Raw genomic sequence first — 11,398 nt, 5'->3', positions numbered from 1 at the left:
TGACGATCAAATTCTGTGGATTCTATCTTTTCATGTGAGAGATATTTTTATCTTGCTCTTCGTTTATTGCTTAGTTATTACGTCCAAAGATTCGCAAGAATGCTAAGAACAAGTTGATGAAATCAAGATATAGTTGAAGTGCTAAGAATACGGCGACCCCACTATTTGCTTGCCCATTTGATTGGACATAAACATTTCCGATCTTTTGGTTATCATAAGCGGTGATCCCTGCAAAAATCACGACAAGTAATAATGAGATGAACAGTTCAACTGCACTACTTCTTAAGATAAATACATTCAAGACCATCGCAATGATCACGCCGATCAAAGCTGCCATTCCGGCACGACCCACACCTGTTAGATCTTTTTTAGTGAACATCCCGATTGCTGACATCCCGATGAACATTCCAGTTGCTGAAATAAAAGCAGTTGTGATCGTTCCGATATCATAAAAAGCTAATGTAACAGCTAAAACTACGCCGTTCAACAAGGAATATGCGATAAATCCACCGATTGCTAAGCTTGGATTTTTTTGTGCTTTCGCTCCTAAAACTAAAACCAAAATGATTTGGACGATCCACAATCCCATAAAACCTAATGGAAAATTATTGATAAAACTTGCTACTTGATAAGGAAAGACTTGGATCGCTAAATAGGAAGTGATCGCACTTAGCGCTAAACCGATCCCTAAGAATCCGTAGACTTTCGCATAAAAGCGGTTGATACTATTTGATATGATTTGATTGTTCATCTTATTCACCTTCACTTTCAAGAGTTAATTCTTGTTCTAATTCTGGTGGCTGTACCATGACTACTGCGTCTAACACACGATTGTCTTGTGTATTCGTGGCCTCCACTGAAATAGTCACAACATTTTTCATCTTATCCACTCGAATGACTTCAAACTGAAACGTCAATGTTTCATAATGAAAAACCGGCTCGACAAAATTAGCTGAAAAATTCACCACATGAGAACCTGGACCAGGCAAGTGTTTGGACACTGCACTTGTAATGATTCCCATCAGCATCACAGTTGGAACAATTGGTTGATGATATTCCGTTTTCTGTGCAAAATCATGTTGGATATATAAAGGGTTGGCATCGTTTGTTAATCCTAAATACAATAATAACTGATTATCTTCAATTGATTCTGTTAAAGATAACGAGTCACCTTCCTCGATTTCATTGATTGTTTTTCCTAATTTACGCGGTTTACTTATGTTCAAGTTTAAACCCTCCAGTTTATTTATTCATTCGTACCAATTGTACCAAATCATACAAAAAACGCAAGTTACAGAACATGCATTCATCTTTCGCTTATGTAAGTTCGGTCTTTTTTTGATTCTGCGTTATTTATTGAAGACTATAGCATATTTGAATAAAAACCGAGCGTATTTTGTCTGGATACTTTAAAATTTCTTAATTCGATCGAACACATAGGATCATTAAGGCAATAGACATTGGTAGAGAAAAAAATAAACACAAAAAAAGCCAAAAGGGGCTATCACATGACAACCCCTTTTGACGCTAACTTCTTTTATTCACTTAACTGATCAAAGAACGTTTTTCGTTGTACTACTCAATAATTTTTCATACGCTTGTTCAAATTTTTGAACATCACCAGCACCCATGAAAATAATCACTGCTTCGTGGTAGTCTAATAACGGCGAAACATTATCTTCTTTGATTACTTGACCACCTTTTTTGATTTTTGCCCCTAGGTCTTCGATTTTAACGTCCCCTTGTTCTTCACGGGCAGAACCAAAAATATCACATAGATACACGCGGTCAGCTAAATCTAAGGCTTCGGCAAATTCATCCATCAAGGCAATCGTACGAGTAAATGTATGAGGTTGGAAGACCGCAATGATTTCTTTATCTGGATATTTCTGACGCGCGCCATCAATAGTAGCTTTGATTTCAGCTGGATGGTGAGCATAGTCATCAACGACTGTCATATCAGCCACGATTTTCTCGCTAAAACGGCGTTTCACACCAGGGAATGTCAACATTTCGTCAGCAACTTCTTTGACATCTAGCTTCTCGAAGTAAGCAACTGCGATAACACCAAGTGCATTCAGAATATTGTGTTTGCCAAATGCCGGAACTGTAAAGTGTCCAACAAATTCATCTCCATGGAAGACATCAAAAGCTGAGCCAGTTGTGGTACGTTCAATATTACGTGCTTGGATATCGTCATCCTCATTCATACCGTAATAATAGATTGGCACATCTGCTTCTAATTTTCTTAAATAATCGTCATCTCCGTAAGCAAAGATTGCTTTTTTGACTTGTTTTGCCATCGTTTGAAAAGCAGAGAAAACATCATCGATACTTGTATAATAATCAGGATGATCAAAATCGATATTCGTCATGATCACATAATCAGGAGAGTAAGCTAAAAAGTGACGACGATATTCACATGCTTCAAAAGCAAAGAATTCTGCCTCTGGATCACCATGACCAGTGCCGTCACCAATCAAGTAACTTGTCGGACGAATCCCTGTCAATACATGTGATAATAATCCTGTCGTACTTGTTTTCCCATGGGAACCAGTGACAGCGATACTCGTATAATTTTGGATAAAATCTGCAATAAAATCATGGTAACGGATCACTTCTAATCCAAGCTCTTTTGCACGTTGGATCTCTTCGTGTGAATCTGGAAAAGCATTACCGGCGATCACGATCATTCCTGGTTTGACGTTTTCTGCATCAAACGGCAAGATCGGGATATTGGCTTTTTCTAAATCTCTTTGGGTAAAGAAATATTTTTCGATATCTGATCCTTGGACGTTTAATCCTTTTTCATGTAATACAAGTGCCAAAGAGCTCATGCCTGAGCCTTTAATACCAACAAAGTGGTACAAATTTTCTTGATTTTTCATTTGAATCCTCTTCTCTTAACTATCATCCATTATTTTATTCATACATTCAACACGAAACCCATTATCTTATAAACGATAAAAAATTTCAACCAAATTTATTCGGATGATCTCCAGTTCCTTAAATATTAGCGTTCTGACTACCTTTTTAGCGAAACTTTTTCATTCATCGCTAAGAGACGTAAATAAGCAGACCACACTTCATCTGGGATGTCGACATGATCAATAAATCCCGTTCCATTAGGTCCGTAACCTTGGGCATCATCTTTCAAACGAACCATTTCTCCAAATACTAAGGCCTGGAAATAATCAGAAGGCCACAAGTCATTTAGTCTTTGATCAGAGAACTTGAATCCCTTGGTACTTTCAGTCACTTGTGGAAGTATCGGTACATAATTATAAAAATGGACAGACTCATTGCCCCATTCCTTCTCAAAAGTCGCCTTTGTGCGTCGTTGTAACGTCGGATCATTCATCAAAAGAACCCTTTCAGGTAATGGTCCATCCTCTTTTAATAAGGTGTATGAAAATGAAGCATTCTCACCACAATTGGTTGACTCTGTTTCTAACAATAGCGCCTGTTCAGGTAAACCATATTTTTCAACCAAATAGCGGGCACAAATCTCACTTTCACTTAATCCTTCTTCAAATAAAAATCCTTGTTTTTCGAAGTTTTTGTAGAGATATTTCGTCGCATGCCCGATCCCACCGACTAAAACGATTTGCTCGACCTGTTGATTCAAGTAAGCTTTTGCTGCCTCATCTACTAAAACAGGCAAACAATTCCCAGCTAAAATCAATATTGGTGCTTTTAGTTCCGAACACTCCTGTGGGTCAGCTTCTGCTAAAAAATCCAATAAGCAATTCCAGTCCGCATTTTTCGATCGTTCATCTGTCATTTTGTTTCTCTCCTCATACAATTACTCAACATCCAAGTACGTAGTTTCTTTCCAAACCAATCGTCCTCTACACCGCCCACATAAATAGCGATCTGTATTGATTTTTCTTTTACGATAAATCCATCCAGCACATTGTTGGCATTGATACCCTTCGATTTTTCGGTTTCGATTTGAGGGAGTAACTGGTGCATACCGTAATCCACCTGTCTTAGTCAATAAATTTTTGAAGTCCTTGTCCCGGTGACGGTAGCCTTTTCCGGTCAAGTGAAGATGGTAATGACACAACTCATGCTTGATGATCCCAATAATCGTTTCTCGGTCGGCAACCGCAAACATCGTCGGATTAAAATCTAAGTGGTGATCATTCAAATGATACCTACCACCTGTTGTTTTCAAACGCTTATTGAACATTGCTTGGTGGCTGAACGGACGCTGGAAGCTTATCAAAGAAACCTCTTCGACTAACTGTTGCAATTCTTCTTGTGTCACGCTTTTTCCTCGTAAGGCGAAAGCATCGTTAGACTGATGCGCCCTTTGTTCGTATCCACTTGTTCAATCCAAACAGTGACGACATCCCCAACGGAAACAACGTCAGTTGGATGTTTGACGAATTTATTGCTTAATTTTGAGATATGGACTAAACCATCTTGTTTCACACCAATATCGACGAATGCCCCAAAATCGATCACGTTTCGGACTGTTCCTTTTAATTCCATGCCATGTTTCAAGTCTTCCATACTTAGTACATCTGAACGCAAAAGTGGTGCAGGCATTTCATCTCGCATGTCTCGTCCTGGTTGGGTCAACCCTTCAAGAATATCTTTCAATGTTTCTTCACCTACTGGCACCTGTTGCGCCAAATGTTGCGGAGAAAGTTGACTTAATTTTTCGATTGCGTCTTTTGTTCCTAAGTCTTTTTCAGATAATTGGTTTGCCTGTAAAATCTCTTTTGCTACTGCATAACTCTCTGGATGGATCGCAGTATTATCAAGTACATGTTTCCCACCAGGCACGCGTAGGAAACCGATCGCTTGTTCATAGGCTTTTGGTCCTAAGCGTGGGACCTTCTTCAACTGTGTACGAGAAGCAAATGCCCCATTCTCCTCACGATAAGTCACGATGTTTTGAGCAGTCGTCTTGTTCAGACCTGAAATATGTTGCAACAACTGAGGACTCGCTGTATTGACATCGACCCCTACTTGGTTCACTGCCGTTTCAACAACAAAATCCAACTGTTCTGCTAATCGTTTTTGTGAAACATCATGTTGATACTGACCCACGCCAACAGCCTTCGGATCGATCTTCACTAATTCAGCCAACGGATCTTGTAGTCTTCTAGCAATCGAAACTGCACTCCGTTCTTCCACTTGTAACTCAGGAAATTCTTTACGGGCAATATCACTTGCAGAATAGACAGAAGCTCCGGCTTCATTGACGATGGCATAAAACGCTTGATGTTTGGCTAACTTCAACTGTTCTGCCACAAATAACTCCGATTCACGGCTCGCCGTCCCATTACCGATTGCAACCATGTCCACTTGATACTGATCAATCAATTTCACAAATGCAGGACCTGCTTCGGCTCTTTTTGCTTGATTCGCCGGTTTGTGCGGGTAGATCACTTCAATCGCTAAAACCTTACCTGTCGCATCAACCACTGCTAATTTACAGCCGGTACGATAAGCCGGGTCAAAGCCTAAAACGACTTTCCCTTTCAAAGGTGGTTGCAATAACAAGTTACGCAGATTCTCGCCAAATATAGCGATTGCTTGCTCATCCGCTTTTTCGGTCAACTCATTACGGACTTCCCGTTCGATCGCAGGTTGAATGAATCGTTTGTAACTATCGTGGATCGCTAAACGAACATAAGTAGCAGAAGGCGAATTCGTATCAGAAATCAGTTGTCTTTCCAAGTAAGTCAAAATCGCTGCTTCATCAACCGTTAAATTGACTTTCAATACTTCTTCTTTTTCTCCACGATTGGTCGCTAAGATTCGATGAGAAACGATTTTATGAATCGGTTCAGAGAACTCATAATACATTTCATATACGCCTTTTTCATCATTCTCTTTGTTCTTGACCGTACTTTCATACAGGCCCTTGTTGTACGTATAGGAACGGACCCAGGTTCTGAATTTTGCGTTGTCACTTACTTGCTCCGCAATGATCTCATGGGCACCTTGTAAGGCTTCTTCAGGCGTTGGAACTTCTTCAGTGACGTATTTAGCTGCTTCGCTCAAAACATCCTCAGACGTAAAGGTCAATAACCAAGTCGCTAAAGGTTCTAACCCTTTTTCTTTTGCGATCGTCGCTTTCGTTCTCCGTTTTTGTTTATACGGACGATACAAGTCTTCCACTTGTTGCATCTTCACCGATTGCGTAATACTTTGTTGTAATTCTGGCGTCAATTTTCCTTGTTCATCAATCAAACGTAAGACTTCAGTTTTACGTTTTTCCAAATTTTCTAAATAAGCATAGCGCTCTTCGATTTCACGAATTTGCACTTCGTCCAAGCTTCCGGTCATTTCTTTACGGTAACGAGCAATAAAAGGCACCGTGTTACCTTCTGCTAATAAATTCAATACAGTCGTTAGCTGCTTTGCTTGATAATCTGCCAATTCTTTTTTTACAAGGTCTAGGATCGTGGGATTCACTTTGTCTGTCATTAAATAGCCTCTTTTCTAAGTCGAAATCGATACTTGCTATGTATTACTACTTTAAAAAAGCAAGAATCAAAAAAATCATACTGATTTATTTTAGCATAGATTCTGGTATTTCTAAATGTAACTAAACGGTGTCCGAGCCAAAAATAAAATCCATGTTTGTTTCTAACCTTAACCGAATCAACGGTGTTCCAAAAAACTGACTTTCAGCACTAAGCTAAAAAGCCCAAAAATTTGAACAACAAATTTCGGGTTTCTCGGCTTATTTATCGGAACTAGATAAGTTTATCAAAAGCTTTTGCTGGTCAATCACGCGGTTGCCATGGTCCTTGATTGTTTTGATACTCGATATCTTGAATGATTCTAGTTGGATCAAAAAGTACACCGTGCATCGATCCACCAAAAACAGCTCCGCCATCGATCCCGATTTTCTGATCGTTTATCCATAAATCAGTCGTTTGCATATCTCCATGGAGTAGTGGCGTGATCGTATGACCAAATACGATCGTCTTACCCGTCCGATTCTTTCGCACATGAAAAGGCTCTCTGATCCATAAAAAATCGCTAGAGCTAGTTTCATGCCAATCTTTTTTAGTTAGATCGACACCCGCATGAACAAAAAGATAGTCTTCCCATTCATAATACAAAGGTAAATCGCATAAAAAATCCACTAACTCACGATATCTTGAACGGATCATCATGGCGATCTCAGTGGGTGAATACTCCTCTGCTGCGCCTGGATGCAAGAGACTTTCCATTGTTTCTTTTCCACCATTTCGTAGATAAGAAGGATACCAGTCTTCCGGCTCTTGGAGAAACTGTAAGAAGTACTCTTCATGATTACCTCGCAAGTAGACCGCACCAGTTTCTTTTACTAGCTTCATTCCTAGTAAAAAACAATCTTTTGTTTTAGGACCGCGATCATTCAGGTCACCGATCAAGACTAATTGATGAATACGGGGATCATAATGTGTCAATAACTGTTGAAAAAGATCATAACTTCCATGGACATCACCGATTGCGTAGACAAATGGTTTATTCATGATACCACCACCTTTTCATTTGATTATAACGTAATTTCACTATCATAGGTAGCAACAATTTCCGAATCTTTAAAGGAAAAATCTCCTGATTTCAAATTAAAATGAGAGCCACGAAAATTTGTAGAACAACTTTCATGACTCTCATTTTATTTGATAAACACTAACTACGTCTACTTTGATTGTTAGAAAAATTATACAAATGCTGCTAGATGCGCATCGATGTCTTCCGTAGATAGATTTCTTTCTTTGACATAGCGATTATGCGGATGTTTGGCACATGCTACTGAACATGAGCCTAAATGTTTTTCTTCGTTTTCCACTGATGCTAACATTTGACGATTACACTCTGGATTTGCACAGTTGATATAACGTTCGCAAGGAGTACCATCAAACCAGTCTTTCCCAACGATCTGCTTATCTACATGATTGATGTCGACAGCGATACGCTCATCAAAAACGTACATTTTGCCATCCCATAGTTCCCCTTGGACTTCTGGGTCTTTGCCATAGGTCGCAATACCACCATGTAATTGACCGACGTCTTTAAATCCTTCTCTCACTAACCAACCTGAAAACTTCTCACAGCGAATCCCACCAGTACAGTAAGTCACGACTCGCTTTTCCATAAACTCTTCTTTGTGATCACGAATCCATTGTGGCAGTTCTCTAAAGCTACGAATATCGGGGCGAACTGCTCCTCTAAAATGCCCAAGATCATATTCATAGTCATTTCGTGCATCGATTACAACAGTATCTTCATCAAGAATCGCTTCTTTAAATTCTTTAGGCGATAAATAAGCACCAGTCATTTCTTTTGGATCAATGTCATCTTCTAGTTTTAGTGAAACTAGTTCAGGACGCGCACGAACAAACATTTTTTTAAACGCATGACCCTCGCTAGGATCAATTTTGAAAAATGTGTCGGCAAAACGCTCATCTGCCAACATCGCTTCCATGTATGCCTCAGTCTCCGCAATCGTTCCAGAAACTGTTCCATTGATCCCCTCTTCTGCGACAAGGATACGACCTTTTAAATTTAGTGATCGACAAAAAGCCAGATGCTCTTTCGCAAAAAGTTCAGGGTCAGAAATTGTTGTATATTTATAATATAGTAGTACTTGGTAATCCATTTAGTTACTTCCTTCCTTCAATTCATTCCATAACAGTATAAAGAAGTATAAATGAAATGACGATATTTCTGCTTGTGTATTTTTGCGCAAGTGTAGTTTACATAATATAAATATTGTAATTTTATGTATTCATAGACACAAAAAAACCGACTAAAATATCAGTCGGAGTTCTTGCCTTAATCTTACTAAGTAAATTATTTTCCTGTCACAGCAAAGTAATTGCCATCGGGATCTGCAAAATTGAATACATATTCTTCACCTAAATGGACTAAATCACCTAATGTCACTTCTAATTGTTGCATCTTTTTATATAGATCAAAAATATCCGCACTATAGAACATCAAAGAAGGTGCCCCACTAGCTGTGCCTGGTGAATGCTGTTCGATAAATTCACGATCATATAAAACAAACGCAGTACCCGCATCTTTTGATTGGGCAATCTCAATAATCAATGTACCATCCATTTCTTGACGATCCAACTCCACAAAACCGATCTGCTGCCAGAAATCTGCATTTTTTTCAACGTCATCTACATATAACATGATTTTCATTTCATTTGTAAACATCTATTCATTCCTCCACTTTTTTTGTCCTAGCTAGTTTAGCATAGCTGGTACTGAAAATCTATGTAGGAGATGAATGGATAAGCTCTTATTTTGCAATCATTTCATCTTATTTAATAAATATCAATCCTTGAAATGTCAGCTTCTACGTACTCATTTTGTTTAATATCCTTAGGTATATTCCCATCTGACAAATCTATTTTAAATTCTCCTATTTGAAGAATTTTGTTTTTCAAATCTACAAGCTCTCCCTGAACATGATAGTAATCAGTTTTTTTATCTACTATATATTCTTCATTTAAACTTTTAACAATGTGTTTGATGTTAAATCCATAAATTATATCTGTGAACATATCACCTTCTGATACATCACAATCACTACAAAAACATTCAATGGAATATAAGCCATCTGAAAGTAAAATATCAGCTTCTCCTGAGTCTTCATCTATCCAGTTTACTTTTTTATATTACTCATCTTGTATTATCTCCTGTGGTTTTAAAAGATACAATTTCATTAATTAAAACATTGATTTCAAAGTTCTTCTATTTTTATTTATCCGCCCTATATTTTTTTATCCAGTCAAGAGTTTCTTCTTTATTTGTTATTAGAATAATAAAACTTTCTTCCGTAAATTTTACACGGGTGTCTTTTACACTAACACCATGATCCTCACTTATCATATCTATTATCGTTACTTCTCCTTCAGAACTAGCTAATAAATATTGATTGCCTTCTAAAAATATTCCTTCGTATTCGTCTTCTTCATACAGCTCATCTTTAAAATTACTATTGTTACTATTATTAGAAACTACGAAATCTATTGTATCTTGCAGGTTATCTTTATCTATTTCTGAAGTTAAGAAGTCTGCAATTTTAAATGTTTGTTGTTTGTCGTACAATTGTAGGATATTTGCTAGTCGTTTTTCTTTCACTATAATTTTCCTTTTTAGATTTTGAATAGAGTCAAATTCTATATTTATACTTATCATACTCCAGAAAAGATAAGACAAAATGGGTGACGATGTGATCTATTCATTTTATTTTCCCTGACTCTAAAGAAAACATGGTTATATCACCATCTCCACACTCAATAACGATCGAGTCATCCCTTTTTAAGTAATAGTCTTCAACAATATTTCTGAATCCCATATGCCATAATAATGACCCACTACTTTCGTAAACGAGTATATCCAGCTCACAAATAAACATAATGTATTTAGAGCTCGGATCTATCATTATTTCATACAACAGAGAAGGTAATTTCTTTTCAAAAGACACCGACATATTTGCAGAATCTAAACATGCGGAAAGACTATTTATTCCTAAAAACACTTTATTTGAACGAGTTGATATGTTCATCTGAGGTTCTAATCCCAAATCATCGTATATAAATCCTACGTCAATTAAATTATTACTAAATTTTATAAATTGGTTACTTTCGGCTATATCTTCACCAAGTAAGAATGATCTTTTTCTTAAACTATCTTTTAATTCTATTGCTGATTCATAAATTTTTTTTTCAAATGAGCTCACTTATCTCCCACCTTTAATAATTATTGTTAATAACCTATCTCCATCCCAAACCGACTCAATTTTAACACCTCCGTTTGGGCCTTTTAAAAAACTTTCTCTTACAGTAGCTGTATAGTTTACCGTTGGTTTACCATACAGCTCTTTTGCTACATAGCTTCTACTTTCCGTCTTTGAAATATTAGATGAGTCTTTTAATACATCTTTTAGATGGCTACTTAAAAAATCTCTATTTGTAGGTGTATCAAGAATACCAATCTTACTTAGTTCATTTTTCATAGTTTGTGATCTCTGAATATTATGTTTATTACCCTTGGCTTTTCCAAAAACGTAATCAAGCTTATTTTCTATATCAGGATTTGTTATGTTACTAACACTCACCTCCTCAATCTTACCATTCTCTACATGCTTCACACCAGTGGTCGTCAATACTTTGTAAGACGCATAAGTAAAGCCTAAGATCATCAGGGCTTGACCGAGTTCAGATTCGTTGATCCATGTGTAGCCGTCTTTAACGTATTGCGAGGTAGAGACGAGACTGCCTAAGAGTGGGTCTAATTTTTCGCCGGTTTCATAATTGACACCTTGACGCCATGCTGCATTGACTTTCTCTTGGTAGGTATCGTACGTCATGAACTGGATCAGTTCAGGTTCTAAGTAGTGCCCTACTTTCGTGACATATTG

General features: G+C 37.6%; 12 protein-coding genes and 1 pseudogene. All 13 read right to left on the bottom strand.

Annotation, left to right across the window (positions count from 1 at the left end; translation table 11 throughout):
* Nucleotides 1–70: 70 nt before the first annotated feature.
* Nucleotides 71–751: a Bax inhibitor-1/YccA family protein gene (locus CUS89_RS02930; protein WP_104870981.1), complete on the bottom strand. Its 681-nt coding sequence runs from the start codon at nt 749–751 to the stop codon at nt 71–73.
* A 1-nt stretch (nt 752) separates the two neighbouring features.
* Nucleotides 753–1,226 (bottom strand): MaoC/PaaZ C-terminal domain-containing protein, encoded by a 474-nt coding sequence (locus tag CUS89_RS02925; RefSeq protein ID WP_019722649.1) that lies wholly within the window; start codon nt 1,224–1,226, stop codon nt 753–755.
* Between the two features lie 327 nt (nt 1,227–1,553).
* Complete coding sequence (gene murC, locus CUS89_RS02920) at nt 1,554–2,888, bottom strand: UDP-N-acetylmuramate--L-alanine ligase (RefSeq protein WP_104870980.1); 1,335 nt, start codon at nt 2,886–2,888, stop codon at nt 1,554–1,556.
* Between the two features lie 137 nt (nt 2,889–3,025).
* Nucleotides 3,026–3,784, bottom strand: a complete 759-nt coding sequence (locus CUS89_RS02915) for a YdcF family protein (protein WP_104870979.1) — start codon at nt 3,782–3,784, stop codon at nt 3,026–3,028.
* Nucleotides 3,785–3,805: 21 nt separating this feature from the next.
* Complete coding sequence (locus CUS89_RS02910; protein WP_104870978.1) at nt 3,806–4,273, bottom strand: SprT family protein; 468 nt, start codon at nt 4,271–4,273, stop codon at nt 3,806–3,808.
* The gene (locus tag CUS89_RS02905; protein WP_104870977.1) at nt 4,270–6,450 is read right to left on the bottom strand and encodes a Tex family protein; all 2,181 of its coding nucleotides are present in this window, start codon (nt 6,448–6,450) and stop codon (nt 4,270–4,272) included. The genes CUS89_RS02910 and CUS89_RS02905 overlap by 4 nt, the downstream gene beginning before the upstream one ends.
* Nucleotides 6,451–6,752: 302 nt before the next feature.
* Nucleotides 6,753–7,490: a metallophosphoesterase family protein gene (locus CUS89_RS02900; RefSeq protein ID WP_104870976.1), complete on the bottom strand. Its 738-nt coding sequence runs from the start codon at nt 7,488–7,490 to the stop codon at nt 6,753–6,755.
* Between the two features lie 191 nt (nt 7,491–7,681).
* Nucleotides 7,682–8,620: an oxygen-dependent tRNA uridine(34) hydroxylase TrhO gene (gene trhO, locus CUS89_RS02895; protein WP_104870975.1), complete on the bottom strand. Its 939-nt coding sequence runs from the start codon at nt 8,618–8,620 to the stop codon at nt 7,682–7,684.
* Nucleotides 8,621–8,814: 194 nt separating this feature from the next.
* Nucleotides 8,815–9,186 carry a VOC family protein gene (locus tag CUS89_RS02890; RefSeq protein WP_104870974.1) on the bottom strand — a complete coding sequence of 124 codons (372 nt, stop codon included), beginning with the start codon at nt 9,184–9,186 and terminating at the stop codon, nt 8,815–8,817.
* 110 nt (nt 9,187–9,296) lie between these two features.
* Nucleotides 9,297–9,536 carry a hypothetical protein gene (locus tag CUS89_RS02885; protein ID WP_258082368.1) on the bottom strand — a complete coding sequence of 80 codons (240 nt, stop codon included), beginning with the start codon at nt 9,534–9,536 and terminating at the stop codon, nt 9,297–9,299.
* Between the two features lie 196 nt (nt 9,537–9,732).
* The gene (locus tag CUS89_RS02880; RefSeq protein ID WP_104871069.1) at nt 9,733–10,116 is read right to left on the bottom strand and encodes a hypothetical protein; all 384 of its coding nucleotides are present in this window, start codon (nt 10,114–10,116) and stop codon (nt 9,733–9,735) included.
* A gap of 100 nt (nt 10,117–10,216) precedes the next feature.
* Nucleotides 10,217–10,717, bottom strand: coding sequence for a hypothetical protein (locus CUS89_RS02875; protein WP_104870972.1), 501 nt, complete (start codon nt 10,715–10,717; stop codon nt 10,217–10,219).
* Nucleotides 10,718–11,398 (bottom strand): annotated as a pseudogene (locus CUS89_RS16275) (hypothetical protein); the annotation flags it as partial.

This window comes from Enterococcus mundtii (assembly GCF_002947535.1).
GTDB lineage: Bacteria > Bacillota > Bacilli > Lactobacillales > Enterococcaceae > Enterococcus_B > Enterococcus_B mundtii_B.
The sequence above is the reverse complement of the archived record's forward strand: the minus strand, read 5'-3'. Positions and strand labels throughout refer to the sequence as shown.

Coding starts and splice junctions, on each gene's coding strand:
- CUS89_RS02900 (WP_104870976.1), bottom strand. CDS start 7,490: ATGAATAAACCATTTGTCTACGCAATCGGTGATGTCCATGGAAGTTAT.
- CUS89_RS02885 (WP_258082368.1), bottom strand. CDS start 9,536: ATGTTCACAGATATAATTTATGGATTTAACATCAAACACATTGTTAAA.
- CUS89_RS02905 (WP_104870977.1), bottom strand. CDS start 6,450: ATGACAGACAAAGTGAATCCCACGATCCTAGACCTTGTAAAAAAAGAA.
- murC (WP_104870980.1), bottom strand. CDS start 2,888: ATGAAAAATCAAGAAAATTTGTACCACTTTGTTGGTATTAAAGGCTCA.
- CUS89_RS02890 (WP_104870974.1), bottom strand. CDS start 9,186: ATGTTTACAAATGAAATGAAAATCATGTTATATGTAGATGACGTTGAA.
- CUS89_RS02915 (WP_104870979.1), bottom strand. CDS start 3,784: ATGACAGATGAACGATCGAAAAATGCGGACTGGAATTGCTTATTGGAT.
- CUS89_RS02930 (WP_104870981.1), bottom strand. CDS start 751: ATGAACAATCAAATCATATCAAATAGTATCAACCGCTTTTATGCGAAA.
- trhO (WP_104870975.1), bottom strand. CDS start 8,620: ATGGATTACCAAGTACTACTATATTATAAATATACAACAATTTCTGAC.